The 17,440-nt window shown below is 35.3% G+C and carries 10 protein-coding genes and 1 tRNA gene; 7 read left to right on the forward strand and 4 right to left on the reverse strand.

The window, feature by feature from the left end; all coding sequences use genetic code 11:
- The first annotated feature begins 331 nt into the window (after positions 1–331).
- The 7 genes from QLQ94_RS10765 to QLQ94_RS10795 all read left to right on the forward strand — a co-directional run bounded on the left by QLQ94_RS10765 (position 332) and on the right by QLQ94_RS10795 (position 9,160).
- On the forward strand, positions 332–2,791 hold the full coding sequence (locus tag QLQ94_RS10765; protein WP_271336447.1) for a glycoside hydrolase family 95 protein: 2,460 nt from the start codon (positions 332–334) through the stop codon (positions 2,789–2,791).
- A 95-nt stretch (positions 2,792–2,886) separates the two neighbouring features.
- The gene (locus tag QLQ94_RS10770; protein WP_482499728.1) at positions 2,887–4,131 is read left to right on the forward strand and encodes a family 8 glycosyl hydrolase; all 1,245 of its coding nucleotides are present in this window, start codon (positions 2,887–2,889) and stop codon (positions 4,129–4,131) included.
- Between the two features lie 17 nt (positions 4,132–4,148).
- Positions 4,149–4,766 carry a hypothetical protein gene (locus QLQ94_RS10775; protein ID WP_482499729.1) on the forward strand — a complete coding sequence of 206 codons (618 nt, stop codon included), beginning with the start codon at positions 4,149–4,151 and terminating at the stop codon, positions 4,764–4,766.
- Positions 4,718–5,272 carry an alpha/beta hydrolase gene (locus tag QLQ94_RS10780; RefSeq protein WP_482499731.1) on the forward strand — a complete coding sequence of 185 codons (555 nt, stop codon included), beginning with the start codon at positions 4,718–4,720 and terminating at the stop codon, positions 5,270–5,272. Before QLQ94_RS10775 ends, QLQ94_RS10780 begins: the two co-directional genes overlap by 49 nt.
- A gap of 137 nt (positions 5,273–5,409) precedes the next feature.
- On the forward strand, positions 5,410–7,986 hold the full coding sequence (locus QLQ94_RS10785; protein WP_482499732.1) for a glycoside hydrolase family 9 protein: 2,577 nt from the start codon (positions 5,410–5,412) through the stop codon (positions 7,984–7,986).
- 15 nt (positions 7,987–8,001) lie between these two features.
- The gene (locus tag QLQ94_RS10790; protein WP_482499734.1) at positions 8,002–8,607 is read left to right on the forward strand and encodes a hypothetical protein; all 606 of its coding nucleotides are present in this window, start codon (positions 8,002–8,004) and stop codon (positions 8,605–8,607) included.
- A gap of 28 nt (positions 8,608–8,635) precedes the next feature.
- Positions 8,636–9,160, forward strand: coding sequence for an alpha/beta hydrolase (locus QLQ94_RS10795; protein WP_482499736.1), 525 nt, complete (start codon positions 8,636–8,638; stop codon positions 9,158–9,160).
- Between the two features lie 80 nt (positions 9,161–9,240).
- On the opposite strand, the gene QLQ94_RS10800 is transcribed toward QLQ94_RS10795, so the two are convergent.
- The 4 genes from QLQ94_RS10800 to QLQ94_RS10815 form a co-directional block, all read right to left on the reverse strand.
- On the reverse strand, positions 9,241–9,573 hold the full coding sequence (locus tag QLQ94_RS10800; RefSeq protein ID WP_271336442.1) for a GNAT family N-acetyltransferase: 333 nt from the start codon (positions 9,571–9,573) through the stop codon (positions 9,241–9,243).
- Positions 9,574–9,850: 277 nt separating this feature from the next.
- A tRNA-Ser gene (locus QLQ94_RS10805) sits at positions 9,851–9,935 on the reverse strand.
- Positions 9,936–10,295: 360 nt separating this feature from the next.
- Positions 10,296–10,724, reverse strand: coding sequence for a DUF5958 family protein (locus QLQ94_RS10810; protein ID WP_482499738.1), 429 nt, complete (start codon positions 10,722–10,724; stop codon positions 10,296–10,298).
- Between the two features lie 6 nt (positions 10,725–10,730).
- Positions 10,731–17,429: a DUF6443 domain-containing protein gene (locus tag QLQ94_RS10815; RefSeq protein WP_482499740.1), complete on the reverse strand. Its 6,699-nt coding sequence runs from the start codon at positions 17,427–17,429 to the stop codon at positions 10,731–10,733.
- Positions 17,430–17,440: the final 11 nt, after the last annotated feature.

The raw sequence follows: 17,440 nt of genomic DNA on the forward strand, positions 1-17,440 counted from the left end.
TTTGTGCTTTTTTTGATAAAATGTTTATTTAAAAATTAAACAACCGATTGTTCTTTTGATATTTTTTTTATATTTGTATTAAACACACTTGTTAAGTTAGTCTTGGAAATGTTTTTAAAGAAGGGTAGTTTATAACTATAGGTTAGGACTAGTTTTTTACAGCAAAAGGCGGAAGTTAAATTCCTTTCGGCTTTTTCATTAGTTTTGAATTAGAGCTATTTAGAATTCGATTTCCATTATTTTAAAAGATTGGCAAAATGCTGCATTTTCCTGGCCTATTTGAAGGAGTCATATGCTCAAAATATATTAGATCAAAAATTATTTATAGATTATGAAAAAAATATTTTCAATGCTCTTATTCCTTTTATTCCTTATCGGATTTTCACAGGATAATCCGAATCTAAAGCTTTGGTACAATGAACCATCAGGTAATGTATGGGAAAATGCCCTTCCTATTGGTAATGGGTTTTTGGGTGCCATGGTCTATGGCAATGTTGAGCATGAAGTTATACAGTTAAATGAAAATACGGTCTGGAGTGGTGGCCCCAATAGAAATGATAATGCGGATGCCTTGGCAGCTTTGCCAAAAATCAGGAATATGATTTTTGAAGGAAAACATAAAGAAGCTGAAAAATTAGCAGATCAGACTTTTATTTCTAAGAAATCACAGGGACAAATATTTCAACCAGTGGGAAATCTTAATCTAAATTTTGAAGGTCATCAAAAGTATTCTAATTACAGACGGGAACTTGATATAGAAAAGGCAATTTCAAAAACCAGCTATAAGGTTAATGATGTTAGTTATACCCGGGAGGCTTTTGTCTGTTTTTCAGAACGGGTAGTTGTAATTCATCTGACAGCAGATAAAAAAGCAAGTATTTCTTTTACTGCAAATTATAGTACACCTCATAAAGTAAATAATTTTGCTGTAAGTACTTCAAATGATCTTGAGATTACCGGCACTTCCAGCGACCATGAAGGAGTAAAGGGGGCGATTAACTTTAAAGGAATAACCCGAATAAAGTTAGATAAAGGAAAATTAGAACAAACTGATAGTTCGCTTATTGTAAAAGATGCAGATGAAGTTACTATTTATGTATCGATAGCTACCAATTTTAATAATTATCATGATGTTAGTGGCAATCAAGACAAAAAAGCTGCTGACTATATGGATAGGGCTTTTAGTAAATCTTATGAAAGAATTAAAAAATCTCACATCGTAGCCTATCAACAATATTTTAATCGTGTTAAATTTAATTTAGGACAAACTCCTCAAAATGATTTACCTACTGATGTAAGGTTGAAAAATTTTAGAGACACAAATGATCCGCAATTTGTGACATTATATTATCAGTACGGCCGTTACCTGCTCATATCTTCCTCTCAGCCTGGAGGCCAGCCAGCCAATCTGCAGGGTATTTGGAACAATAATCTTAATCCTGCCTGGGATAGTAAATATACAATCAATATAAATGCCCAAATGAATTATTGGCCAGCAGAAAAAACGAATCTTTCAGAGTTGCATGAGCCTTTTTTAGAGATGGTAAAAGATCTGGCAGCAACGGGACAGGAAACAGCCAGAACCATGTATGGTGCAAGAGGATGGATGGCACACCACAATACAGATATCTGGCGTTCTACTGGTGCCGTAGATGGTGCTTTTTGGGGATTATGGACTGCTGGCGGTGGGTGGGCAAGCCAACACCTATGGGAGCATTATCTTTATACAGGTGATAAAGAATTTTTAAAATCTATTTATCCAATATTAAAAGGAGCGGCATTATTTTACGTAGATTTTCTTGTAGAGCATCCTTTGTATAAATGGCTTGTAGTGAATCCGGGAAATTCACCTGAAAATGCACCGAAGGCTCATAATGGTTCATCGCTTGATGCAGGAACTACGATGGATAATCAAATTGTTTATGATGTTTTTACAACTGCAATTCGGGCAGCAGCAATTTTAAAAGAAGATGCTGTTTTTGTTGATACTTTACAACAGCTACGCAGTCAACTCCCACCAATGAAAGTAGGGAAATACAATCAGCTTCAGGAATGGCTTGATGATATTGATGACCCTGAAGATCATCATCGGCACGTGTCTCATTTGTATGGATTATTTCCTTCCAATCAAATAGGAGCTTATAAAACACCTGAGTTATTTGCGGCTTCGAAGAATACTTTAATGCAACGCGGAGATGTTTCAACAGGTTGGAGTATGGGCTGGAAAATCAATTGGTGGGCTAAACTGCAAGACGGGAATCATGCTTATTTGCTTATAAAAAACCAACTCACTCCTCTGGGAGTAAATATAGAAGGCGGAGGTACTTATAATAATCTTTTTGATGCTCATCCTCCATTTCAAATTGATGGAAACTTTGGATGCACTTCCGGGATAACCGAAATGCTTGTGCAGAGTTCTGATGGAGCTGTTCATTTGCTTCCTGCCTTACCGGATCTCTGGCAAGAAGGAAGTATTAAAGGAATACGTGTAAGGGGGGGATTCGAAATAGTTGAAATGAAGTGGGAAAATTATCAGCTTATTAAATTAATTGTAAAATCAGAATTGGGAGGAAATTTAAGACTACGGATGCCTAATAATTTAATACTACAATCTGGTGGTAAAGTGACAGCGGCAAAAGGAGAAAATCCTAACCCCTTTTATTTTGTTGATCAAATACCAAAAGCTGTTATCTCTGAAAAATCTAATATAAAACCACTTGAACTTAAGCCTACAATATTGGTTGATGTTGCAACAAAAAAAGACAATTTATACAGATTTGTAAACAAGTAAAAACAATTTAATAAAGTTTAAAATTAAATCAATTAAAAAAAAACATGGTTATAAATAATTTACTAAGTGAACCTCTGGTTAAAATCCGACTTTTAATGATTTTTTTTATGGTAATTATTCCAGCTTTTGTTATAAGTCAAAATAAAAATAAAATAGAAAAATCAGAATATAAAAGACCTTATTACCGGAATCTTTTTAAGGAAGCAGGTTACAGCCAAATTGAAATAGACAAGAAATTAGCCAAAGCTTATTATGATGTTTTTGAAGGACCCAATCGAGTGTATTTTGAAGAAGGCGATTCGCTAGGATATGTTTCTGATGTAAAAAATAAGGATGCCCGTACCGAAGGAATGTCTTATGGAATGATGGTAGCGGTTCAGCTCAATAAAAAAGAAGTTTTTGATCGTCTATGGCGATGGTCAGTAAAATATATGCAGCATCAAAACGGACCACGAGAAGGTTATTTTGCATGGAGTGTGAATCCGCAAGCCAAGATACAAAATTCTCCCGGTTCTGCCTCAGACGGAGAATTGTATTATATAACCAGCCTGCTTTTTGCATCTAATAAGTGGGGCAATGCTACAGGAGTAAATTACTACAAAGAAGCCAGAAGAATATTGGATGCCATGTGGGAAAAAGATGGGACTGCCAATGTACATAATATTATAAATACTGAACATAAACAGATCTCTTTTGTACCTGAAGGAGGTGGATACCACTGGACAGATCCGTCCTATCATGTTCCTGCATTTTACGAAATATGGGTGTTGTATGCTAAAGATGGACATGAGAAGTTTTATAAAGAATGTGCCGATGTTTCTCGTGATTTTCTGCATAAAGCCTGCCATCCTTTAACGGGGCTGACTTCAGATTATTCGGAATTTAATGGCGAACCGCATCCCACACCTTGGATGCCTCCTGCATTTCGCTATGATTCCTGGCGTGTTCCTATGAATATAGCTATGGATTATACCTGGTACGGAAAAGATCAAAAATGGCAGGAAGATTATGCTAAAAGATTTCAATATTTCCTTAGGTCTAAGGGATTAGATACTTATAAGGATCAATTTAATCTGGACGGTTCTACTCCTGATTTTATTCTTCAGGCCGGTCCGGTCAAGAAACTCAGACACTCGATAGGTTTAGTATCAACAGCGGCAACTGCATCATTAGTCAATCAAGATAAAGAGAGTATGGATTTTGTTCATGCTGTCTGGAATGTAAAACTCGAACCATATGATGACGGTTATTTTGATCCTTACTATGACGGACTCATGTATCTCTTTAGTCTTATGCATCTTAGCGGAAAATATCAAATTATAGTTCCGGAAGTAAAATAATTTTTTAAAAAAAAAATATGAAACAGTATACAATTGTTCTTTTAGGGGCGTTGATTTTATCAGGTGTCGTAGGTTTTGCGCAGACAAGTCCAGCTTCTATTATAGAAGATTTTAAACCATCAGCAGTTAATCAGCCAGGACAGGAATATCCAAAAGTGAATTCTCAGGGTTATGCGCGATTTCAAATTTTGGCTCCCGACGCTAAGTCTGTTGTAATAAGTCTGGGACTGGGGGGAGCAAAAGGAGGAACGGTTCTTATAAAAGAGCAGGATGGTTACTGGAGGGGTACAACAGCTGGTTCACTGGATGAAGGTTTTCACTATTATCATCTCACCATCGATGGCGGTATTTTCAACGATCCGGGCGCACTCAATTTTTATGGTTCAACTCGTTGGGAAAGCGGTATCGAAATACCAGCCCATGATCAGGATTTTTATGCGCTCAAAGATGTTCCGCACGGAAATTTACAGCAGATTTTTTTTCCCTCAAAAAGCACCAATACATCACGCAGGGCTTTTGTGTATACGCCACCGGATTATCATAAAGATAAGACAAGTAAATATCCGGTTTTGTATTTACAGCATGGATGGGAGAAGATGAAACGGCCTGGAGCAATCAGGGACGTGTCAATTTAATTATGGATAATTTGATTGCAAGGGGCAAAATAAAACCATTTATTATCGTCATGACATACGGTATGACAAATGAGGTTAAATACGGCGGTCTGGCAAGTTTCAGGATAGAACCATTTCAGACTGTCCTTGTAGAAGAGCTAATCCCCTATGTTGATTTAAATTTCAGAACGCTTTCTAATCAGTCAAATCGAGCAATGGCGGGCTTATCAATGGGAGGAATGGAAACGCATAGCATCACAGTCAATAAACCCAATGTTTTTTCTCATTATGCGCTTTTAAGCGGAGGAATTTATAAACCTGAGGAAATTAAAGATAAATCAAAGATTAAGCTGATTTTTATAAGCTGTGGTAGCCGTGAAAGACCTGAATCTGTGCAGGCTGCAGTAAAAACGCTGAAAGATGCCGGATACAATGCTGTTTCTTATATTTCTGAAAATACAGCTCATGAATTTCTAACCTGGCGTCGCAGCTTCAAAGAATTAGCGCCACTTTTATTTAAAGACTAGAGATTGTTCAATATAACAAATCCATTGATTTAATATACAGTATCTGGCGGTGAATTGAATTTAACCTAAAACATGACAAATAAAAAGTTCATCAGTCCAGGTACTTGTTGCTGGGTTGCAACATTAAATATATAATTATGCGCAAACTTACTAGCATTTCAACGGTTATTTTCAATAGAATTTCATTAAAAAAAGTAATTATATTTCTTTGTTTATTTAATCTGGCAAACAATTCTTTTTCTCAAAATTTGCTGTTAAATGAAAAAGAGTATTTTGAAACGTTGGGTCTGAATATATGGGTTTTTAATAATGAATACAATGGAATGTTTTTTGACGAAAAAGCAGCAGGAATAGAGTTTATTCATCACGGTGTAAGAACGGTAACTGGCGGTGCAATAAGGCTTCAAAACACACCGGAACAATGGGATTTAATTCCTAAAATGATCAGTCGAAAAGTCAACAGGGCTATCAATTCTATTGAAGTCACACTCAGATATGAAGATTTTGACTTTGATTCCAAAATTATAGTTACGCCACAGGGAAAAGGTTTTGTAATAAATGTTATGTTGGATAAACCAGTTCCAAAACAGTTAGAAGGCCGGGCCGGGTTTAATTTGGAATTTTTACCAACTTCTTATTTCGAAAGTAATTATTTGGTTGATGGAAAAGCCGGAACATTTCCCAGATATCCTTCTGGCAACACTCAAGTTTGGCCTTCTTCTCAAAAAATACCACAGTTTGCAGGGCACAATACATTTGATGATCGCGGAAAAAATGAATTTATAGTTGCCCTGCCTCTGGAATCTGGTAAAAATTTGATCCTGGCACCTGAAAACCCTGAGCGTACTGTAAATATTTACTCTGAAGATCAGGATGTAATGCTCTTCGATGGAAGAAATTTGGGGCAGAACGGATGGTTTATAGCCCGCAGTATTCTTCCTGCCAACAAAAAAGGAAAAGTGCTCACCTGGTATGTAGAGCCAAATGTCATCCCGAGTTGGACAAGAGAACCCATAATAGGATTTTCGCAAGTAGGCTACATGCCAAGCCAAAAGAAAGTTGCTGTTATTGAGCTTGATATAAACGATAAGGCTTTAGGTAGTGCATCGGTTTTTAAACTTGGTGATGATGGAAAATTTATAGAGAAACTAAAAGCTGATGTCAAAGTTTGGGGAAATTATCTTAGATATAGTTATGCAAAATTTGATTTTAGTACTGTAAAAGAAAAGGGGCTTTATTACATTCAATATGGAGACCAAAAAACAAATACTTTTCAAATTGAGGATGATATTTATTCAAAGACATGGCATCCCACCATGGATGTATGGTTTCCTGTGCAAATGGACCATATGGAAGTAAACGAGGCGTACCGGGTTTGGCATGGAAAACCTTTTTTAGATGATTGTCTTCAGGCACCACTAAATCACGATCATTTTGATGGCTATAAGCAAGGCCCAACTACAGATACTAAATATAAGCCATTAGAGCGTATTCCGGGAATGGCAGTAGGGGGCTGGTTTGATGCAGGGGATTTTGATATACAAACTTTTTCTCATGTTAGTGTTATCAATAGTTTTGTAGAATCATGGGAAGCATTCAAAGTAAACAGGGACGAAACTTATATCGATCAAAAGACGCAATTTGTAGACATCCATCGCCCTGATGGCCAACCCGATTTATTACAGCAAATTGAGCATGGGGTATTAAACCTTGTGGCACAAGTTGAAAATATTGGCCATCCGGTAAGAGGCATAGTGGTGCCCAACCTGCATCAGTATCATCATCTTGGTGATGCCTCTACTGAAACAGATAATCTGCCCTATAACGCATCTCTTAAGCCATATGAATCTAATGGAGGTTCAAGTGGAACACTTGATGACAGATGGGCATTTACAAACCGAAGTTCATTTTTAGATTATAGGACTGCAGGAGCACTAGCTGCCGCAAGCAGGGCATTAAAAGGGTATAATGATAAACTCTCTGTAAAGTGTCTGTTTATTGCTGAAAAGTTAATGAGAGAAGCAACTGCTTTAGAAAAAGAAGGAAAACCTGATGAGGGGCCAATGTCAAAAAGGGGCAGAGGTAGTGATATGATTGCCATGCTTCAATTGTACTTAAGTACAAATAATGAGCAATATAAAATGGGTTTTTTAGATAAAATTTGGAAATTGCTGGATGAAAATTTGGAAGTTAATATTAATTCAGCCCTATTGGCTTTGCCATCTATGAATGATCAGTATAGAATAAAATTACGCGCTTATGTGCTTAATTATAAGAGTAAAACTGATATGGAAAATACTGCAAATCCTTATAATGTTCCTATTGCACTCAGAGGATGGGGAGGTAGTTCACAGGTTATTAATTGGGCAATTAGCAATTATTATATTCATAAAAGTTATCCGGATATCATGGACAAAGAATATGTTTACCAGGGATTGAACTATATTTTTGGATGCCATCCTTATTCTAATTTATCTTTTGTAAATGCGGTAGGAAACAGATCCAAAAAAGTAGCTTATGGAAGTAATCGGGCTGATTTTACAACAATAGCAGGAGGAGTAGTTCCGGGGCTTATTTTTCTAAAACCGGACTATTTAGAGAACAAGGATGACTGGCCATTTTTTTGGGGAGAAAATGAGTGTATCATAGATGGTGGTGCATGGTATATTTTTCTCGCAAATGCAGCAAATGACTTAGCACAAAAAAAGGGATAAACTAAAAAAAATCATATGAAATTATTTCTTAGTACAGTTATTATAATTTTCAGCTTATCTGCTCAGGCCGCATGGAGTCAGGAAAAACAGATTGTTGTTGAAGATTTTAAACCTTCATCTGTCAATCAGCCAGAAAAAAAATTTCCTCAGGTTAATTCGCAGAGACGTATACGTACAAGTATTCTGGCACCAATTGCACACAGCGTGCAGCTTGATATTGGAGGTGTAAAATATGATATGCAAAAAGACAGTAATGGGATATGGATTGGAGAATCCAATCCTCAGGACGAAGGTTTCCATTACTATCAGCTGAATATTGATGGAGCTTCGGTTCCTGACCCGGGAAGCCTTTATTTCTACGGCGCAGGGAGACTGGGCAGCGGTATAGAAATTCCGTCATCAGATCAGGATTTTTTTGCTTTGAAAAACGTGCCCCATGGTCTTGTAAGCGAAAATATTTACTTCTCAAAACTGACTAATTCTCACAGACGTTGCCTTATATATACTCCTGCAGGTTATAATGAGAATGAAAAAACACGCTATCCTGTACTTTATCTGCAGCACGGAAGTTTTGAGAACGAAACAGGCTGGACTACTCAAGGTAGAGCAAATTTAAGATAATTTGCTTGCCTTAAAGCAAGCGATACCAATGATCATTGTGATGGACAATGGTTATGCCTATAAATCTCAAAGTAATAAAGTCAAAGAGGGACGAGAAGAATCTGTCTTTGAAGAGGTGCTTATTACAGAAGTTATTCCAATGATTGATGCTAAGTTCCGTACTATATCTAAACGGGAGAGCAGGGCCATTGCGGGTCTTTCGATGGGTGCCAATCAGACCATGAGAATTATGATGAATCATCTTGATACTTTTTCATACTACGGCGGATTTAGCGGTACGGCAAATTATCCCAGTACAGATGTCATTAACGTTTCTACCTTTTTAGATGGGAAATATAAAGAAGGCAATGCACTGAATAAAAAAATTAAGCTTTTTTGGCTGGGTTTAGGCACTAAAGAGCCTATTCCTTTTCCTGGATCAGTTGGAGCATTTCGAGCAATGCTGGAGCAACAAGGAATTAAGTATGAATATTACGAATCACCTGAAACTGCTCATGAATGGCTTACATGGCGCAGATGTCTGAATCAGTTTGCATCTAAATTATTCAAATAGCATTTTAATTCTAAAATGATAAAACAATTTTAGTTTAATCGACATATTTTGCAAGCTGGAATACGATAGGAGTAGGTTACTTACACTTGGTCAAGATTAAAATATATTGTTTCAAGTCCAAACTCATCTTCTCTTCTGAATTTTTCTAAAAAGCCAATTTTCAAAAGTACTATTTCGGAAACTCTATTAGCAGGATCTATTGATGCAAAAATCGTTTTAATTTTTAATTTTTCAAAACCATATTTGACTATAGCATTTGCTATTTCTGTTGCTAAACCTTTTCCCCAATATTGCTTATCTAAAGCATAAATTAATTCATAATCATTGATATCTGACGATAAAATCAAACCGCAGTATCCAATAAGTGTATCATTCTCCTTAGAGAATACTCCGTACATGCCAAAACCTTTCAATTTATAATTTAAAATTGAAATGTCTATCTGGCTTTAATCACTTTTAATTTGCATTTTTGGCTATGTCACGATTCTGCCACAAAATTTGGAAAGCGTAATATTTGTGGCGCAGGTACGCTCACTTCCGAATGCGCCACGAATGTGCCACAAAACTTCAGATTATAAATCTGCAAAGAGTTTAAAAGAAAAAACCCTGCAGATCTAATGATTTGCAGGGTTACTAATTTTTAAGGCCTTTTCAATAAGTCTATATATACTAGACTTTTTAAGCCTTCAGCGGAGGAAGAGGGATTCGAACCCCCGGACCTGTTACAGTCAACAGTTTTCAAGACTGCCGCATTCGACCGCTCTGCCATTCCTCCAGTAAGACGCAATCATTTTCTCATTGCGGGTGCAAATATAAGATGTTTTTTCGATTGCAGAAATTTTTTTGATACTATTTATAAAGAAAAGTAGATATGAAGCTTAAGTAAATGAAATCCTCAATAAAATTTAAAAGTTTCTTTATAAATAATCAGCCTAATTTATTTAAGTACTGTGTTGTCTGATTTTTTCATTTTAAAAGTATTTATACCATGATTCTGCCACAAAAGTTAGACAGTTGAAATATCTTTAAAAACCGCCTTAACTTTTTGTGGTAAAAAAAGGTATCAACTCCAAAATAATAGTAATGAGAAAGTGACATACAATCTGCCTATCTTTATTAGGTTGTTTAATCTTTTTTATTTATATTTTTTTAAAATAGTTTCAACTTTTTTATCATCAGACAAGTCCCAGTACCACCATTTATAAACATCAATTTTTTCCGCTTCAAATCTTTTCTGATAAGCTATTTTAAACAGATTTAAAAGTAGTATCAATGATTTATTAAGTTCGTTTTCCGGAAGTTCTGTAAGTCTTTTTAAATTGTTTGTTGCTACACCTTTTTTTATTAATACGCAAGGTGTATAGGTGTTTTTTAAACCGCTTTGTACTATAGCAGGTACAATGTCTTCATCACTTGCTTTAGATTGTAGGATAAAAAAAAGTAGCTCGTATAAAAATCGTCTTTTCTCATTTAAATTAAATGAATTAAAAATAAGTATTAAATCTTCAATGTCAATAACACTTTGTGCATATTTATTTATTAATATTTCTTTTTCTATTTCCATTAATTTCTATTTTATACGTGGATTAATAATGATATGAGGCTTTTCCGTTTGTAATGCATTTATGAAAAGGTCAACATCACGTTTGATATTATCTATTGATGATTTTTGGCCAGGAAGTGAATTCTTGATTTGATGCCATTGTTTGCTATTAAGCCCTCCTTCAATTAGATAATCCCAATCAGCTATAGTACCTTTTAAAGTATTCATTCCGTTAGCAACTCTACCTGGAGTTGCACGGCTACCAACAAGAATTATTGGTTTCCCTATTCTTGTAGCCGCATTTTCGATTCTTAAGTATTCACCTGCAGTAATTGTACCTTTAGCGTATTTAGCTCCTTTGGCGGCATCACCTATGTAAGGAATTATACTAATTGCTGCAATGGCAGCATTACCTGTCTGACCTCTTAACAAATATCCAATAGCATTTATACCATCAACTATTCCGGAAGGGTCAGCAGCACCTAATCCGTCTAAACTTTCTTGAAGATCATCCATCTGTTTAGTTCTAAAGCGACTTCTCCAACCTTCATAATATCTTCCAGTAGAGTACAATCGACTTGACATTATGCCGTCCAGATTTCCTACATAACTTTGGGTTGATACTTTATACCCAACGTTAACAGCCTTTAAACTTTCAAAAGGAGTGTATTCACCAGTTGTGGAGTCTACCATTCCACTTCCATTTGCATTGGAAAATGTACCACCGCCGTCATTTTCCCACAAAGTATTTTGACCACTTGGACTATTATCCCATAATGATTGAGCAAATGAAGCAGAAATTAAACCGGAAGGATCTGCCCAATATATTGGATTATTATATCCAAAATGGTTTGGGGTCATTGAAGGGGTTGTTTCAGCTAGTGCATCAATTCCATAAAATCGTCCTAATGTATTGTCATACATTCTGAAATCCATTGCAGTTACATTAAGACCTAGCTCTTCTTGGATTTCCTTCCCATTAAACTTATACTTTAATCCTTCATTGTTTTCAATTTCATTTGAAGGGCTGTATCCAGTGTGTTTTAATCCGTACGGATAGTAATTATTTTCTTCAATAATTTCAATATCCTGTGTCGTTGGATTTTTAGTATAGCTTAATCGTATATTTCCTACATGATCTTTATATTGAAAAACATATGAAAAAACATTATTAGTACTACTAACATATCCTTCTGACGTGGGAAAAAAACGAAGAACATTGTCTTTGTATTGAAATTCTTCCGAATAGTTGGTAGTAATTGTAGAAGCTTGCTCAACAACTTTTTTTTCCAACTTGTGACCAACTGCGTTGTAAATATAGTCAATACTACCAGTTGAACCAAAAAGTATTTTTTTAGGTAGATTAAGATGATTGTATTGAATTTCAGTAATGTTTTTATTTTTATCACTTGTTAAATTACCGTTATCATCATATCCAAAATCGTCACCAATTTTATTAGTATCAATAAATCCTTGATTATCATTGCCAGATGGACCGTCAGTTACTTTTATAAGTTGGTTTGAATTGGTTAAATAGTTATATGTTAAATGATCAATTTCCAAAGGCTCCAATTGAGGATCTATAACACCATTTCTAATTAAGGACTCAATATTCCCATTCTTGTCATATGTTAAAGTTTCTCCGTAAGCATTGGTAACTAATCCATTTTTCTCATACACAGCATTTGTTAATCTATTTAGTTTATCATATTGATATCCATAACCACGCTCTAGATTGTCAGATCCTGTTTTCCAAAAGGTTTGCGCAATATTACCATTATAGAGAGCTTTAATTTGAGCATTTTCTGGTTCATTAGTATAATTTAACTTAAATGCAAAAAGATCTTCTGGATCGGTATCTTGTTGTAAATCAGAAACTTTGTTTATATCTGTAAGCCAGCCTCTAACATTATATAAGAAATCAATTTTTTGCAGAGGGTTATTTGTATTTTGACCAGTTATTTTCCAAATCAGTTGCCCGAGATCACTGTATTCATTATGAGCTAAAAGTTCTATTGGACCATCGTTTATCTGGTGTGTTTGTGTTAATAACCTATCTTGCTGAGAATAAATAAAATCTTCTTTAATTTTTATTGCATTTACCTCAGGAGTATATTTATGCGTTTTTATGTTATAAACTAATTTACCTGCAAAGTCAAGTTTATTATCAAGGTAGGTATAACCTCCTAAATAATTTTGATTGTGGTTTCTTATTAATCTTCCCTTATCATCGTATACTATGGTAGTGGTTTCTCCAAATTTTTCAGATAAACTAGTCAATACCCTTGTCCATTTTCCAGTAGATAAGCCTTTCGTGTTGATTAAAACAGTATCCTCAAGCACAAGAGAGGGCAAGTCAGGTGCATTAGGAAAATCATAATTATCGTAATAATTGACTGTTAGTAATTTAAAATTTGTTGGCTCATTTGCATTAGTATAATAAGCAGGAATCTCATCAATAGTACCTGAGTTTGTTTTACTTTCATATAATAACGTTGTACTGTTTTGAATGTTTTGTAATGATTTTCTAGTTGAAGAATTTACACTTTGATTGATCCATCCTGTATAGATTGGACGATCATAAATATCATATTTTGTTATTAACCATCCCACCGAAGCATCTTCTTTAAAAGGGGAAAATGCCGGTCCTGTCGCCACAAGCCTATCTAGTTTATCATATACAATAAAATACCATTGTTTTCCAGGTAATTTCTTTTCAACTAGACGGTTACGATAATCATATTTATATTGATAGCATAGATTCTTTCTAACTTCATCATTAATTTCTCCATCGGCTTTTGGAGGTATAATGTAAGTTAAATTTCCTGCTATGTCGTAAACATAGTACGTATCATGTTTGGTTCCTGACTCGTAAGTTCGCTTTAAAACTATATTGCCTTCCTTGTTTTTGAATTCAATACTTGAACCTGAGGATTCCACAGGATCGGCTAGCGTATTTTCATCATAGAATATTGTTTTGTATAATTCATTTTCATCATAATGTCCCTGATCGGCAAAGGATATGTCATATAAACCTAAGTTTTCGTCCCAGGTAGAAGTTGCTTTAAAATGTCTCACTTCATCCGATTCATTATTGGTCTGGTAATCCATTTTGATTTCATGACCACTATCCATCTCCCAAGGAACCCCAGGAGCAGATTGTTTTAAAATTTTGCCAAGCGGTGACGTTTCGTATCTTTTTTGAGAAAAAGGCTTAGAAGTATTCCCGTACTTTTCTACATTGTAAAATTCTATTGTTTTAGCAGCCGCATCCTCCTGAAATTCCATATTGGTAGACGTTGCAACATAAGGCAAATAGTTTTTTTCTAGTCTACCAAGAATATCATAATCGATATGTGTTACAATATCTGTTCCTGATGCAGATTGTTGTTGGGAGACCTGTTGTATTGGTCTTCCAATTCCATCAAAGTACGTAATATTAGTGTTTGCTTGGTCTGGTGTTGGAGATGTAAAAACACTTTTTGTGGGTTTTTTATATATTTTAGTAATTATATAGTTTTGGCTTAATAGCGGATTTGCTAAACTTTCACAGTCAGTACTTGTCCCAGCTACAAGTGGACAATTATCGCTATTATTTAATACATGCTTTTCGCTTGGAGATGTACATTGTTGCAGGTAATTTGCAGGATCACCAAAGCCGTCTAAATCATTGTCAGCGTACCATTTAGTATTTGGATTGATAGCAATATCATTATCATTGCAGTCTGTATTATTAGTTACATAATTTAAAGGTTTTACACTATAATAAACGCTTGAATCTGGGTTACCAAAACCATCCCCATCTCCATCATGATAAAACCTTTGAGGAGCGATATTGGTTATGTTAGTTGTAGTATCATCGTAGTCAGATTTATTGGTAACATAATTTATAGGTTGAACACTGTAATGAACACTGATATTTGGATTTCCATAGCCATCACCGTCATTATCTAAATAAAATGTCTGTGGTGCGATATTTGTAATATTAGTTGTTGTGTCATCATAGTCCGAATTATTGCCTACATAATTAGCAGGTTGAGTACTATAATAAACACTAGCATTTGGATTTCCAAATCCATCACCATCAGAATCCTGATAAAAAAATTGTGGTGCTATATTGTTAATATTAGTTGTTGAATCATCATAGTCACTTGAATTCATTACATAACCAAGGGGTTGGGTACAGCTAGCCACGAATACGGTGCTTGATCCATAGCTATCGCCATCAGCATCAAGATACCATTTTGTATTTGGATTTACAGCAATATCACTATCATTGCAATCTGTATTATTAGTTACATAATTTGAAGGTTTTATACTATAATAAACGCTTAAATTTGGATTACCATAACCATCTCCATCTTCATCATAATAAAAAGTCTGAGGAGCGATATTGGTTATGTTAGTCGTCGTATCATCGTAGTCGAAGTTATTGGTAACATACTTTGCAGGCCGAACACTGTAATAAACGCTGATATTTGGATTTCCATAGCCATCACCGTCATTATCTAAATAAAATGTCTGCGGAGCGATATTTGTAATGTTAGTTGTTGTGTCATCGTAGTCAGAATTATTAGTTACATAATTAGCAGGTTGAGCACTATAGTAAAGACTAACATTGGGATTCCCAAAGCCGTCACCATCAGAATCCTGATAAAAAATTTGTGGTGCTATGTTATTAATATTAGTGGTAGAATCATCATAATCACTTGAATTGAGAACATAACCAATGGGTTGGTTACAGCTTCTTACAGATATTGTGCTTGATCCATAGCTATCACCGTCAGCATCACTATACCATATTGTATTAGGGTTCAAAGCTATGTTGGTATCGTCACAATCATAATTATTGGTTACATAATTGGCCGGCTGTACACTGTAGTATACACTTGAATTTGGATTTCCGAATCCGTCGCCATCTGCATCCTGATAAAAAAATTGTGGAGCTATATTGGTAATGAGATTCGTGTTGTCATCATAATCACTTGAATTACGAACATATCCCGTTGGCTGAGTGCAATTTTTTGTAGAAATTGTAATTGTACCATATCCATCGCCATCCGCATCAAGATACCAAATTGTATTGGGGTTAAGAGTCTGATCCGAGTCATTGCAATCGGTGTTATTCAATACATAATTGGCTGGCTGTATACTGTAATATACACTTAAATTTGGATTTCCAAATCCGTCTCCATCAGCATCGTAAAAAAAATATTGAGGCGCTATATTAATAATAAAACTGGTGCCATCATCATAATCAAGTGCATTTCTAACATAACCCGACGGTTGCAAACATCCACTAGCGGTTGAGGCTGGGGATCCAAAACCATCACCATCCTGATCCTGATACCAGATCGTACTTGGTTTTAATGAACTATCATTATCATTGCAGTCCAGATTATTAGAGACATAATTAAGCGGTTGTATGCATCCTTTTACTGTATTTGAATTAGTTCCATACCCATCTGAATCACCATCATAATACCAAACTGTTTCAGGATTAGAAATCATACCGTTAGGATCAATACATTCACCTGGTAATGAGCCGGGTCCTGTTCCGACCGGACCATAATGATCAGTGTAGCCGGGAGGCTGGATGCAGCTGGTTATCTCAGGATAATAGATGTTAGGATTATTACTGTTTTTAAACCATACAGTTTCTGGACTGATAGTAGTATCATCGTCATTGCAATCGCTGCCTCTTAAGACATAACCGTAAGGTTTCAAACAACCAGTTATAGTTGGATGATTGACAGATCCATAACTATCTCCATCCTGATCCCTGTACCAAATTGATTCAGGGTTGATTGCGGCATTTGAATCGTCGCAATCAGTATTGTTGGACACATAACCCGCCGGAGGCGTTGCGGTTCCTGAAGCAGTATCATAGGGCGAACCGTAGCCATCGTGGTCTGCATCTTTATACCACATTGGCGCTGTATGTGTATTTAAGTCGTAAGCAAAATTTAACGAACAACCTGTTGGGATTCCAGGAAGATTTTCAGTACTGTAAATAACCAATTGGTTATTTTCTACTTTTCCTTTATAAACTGTATTTCTACCATTATTTTGCAGAATTCCTAACTCAGTATTGGGTATATTAAAGTAGTAATAATAATTTCCGCGATCAACCCGCTCAGGAAATGTGAAGATAATTCCTGAAGGATTTGGATCTAAAGACCACAGTTCAATATTATAATTAAACGATAATTTATTCTGATTTATAGAAACATTCCCAGAGCCATTGATTCCAAAAAAAGGAAATTCATTATCCTCAATATAAGAGGATAAAGTTATAGGTGTAGCAGTACTCAGATTGTCGACAAAGTAAGAAGAGTAGATAATGATATCATTATTTTCAATCCTAGCATTATAACCTGTCTGACCAGCTCCACCATAATTAAGGATAGGACCAAGGTCTACATTGGGTAAAATAGGATAGACATCAAGATGTTTTATTATTCCAACTTTAAATGCTTGTTGTGGCCACGTTTTACTAATATTAAGACTTAAAATATTATTGTTTATTGATATACTACCAATTGATTGGGTACTCGTTGGATCGTCAAAGCCTGTGAAAATTATATCAGAAAGAATGAGTTCCTGATAAAAATTAGGGTAATTGTCTAATGTATATTTGAAAGATTCATCTTTATATCTATCTGCACTTGGTTGTGCAAGACCAAAAGATGAAAATAAAACAAAAAAGAAGATATATTTTTTCATGTCGTTTCCGT

The sequence above is a fragment of the Flavobacterium sp. B114r genome, assembly GCF_056824125.1.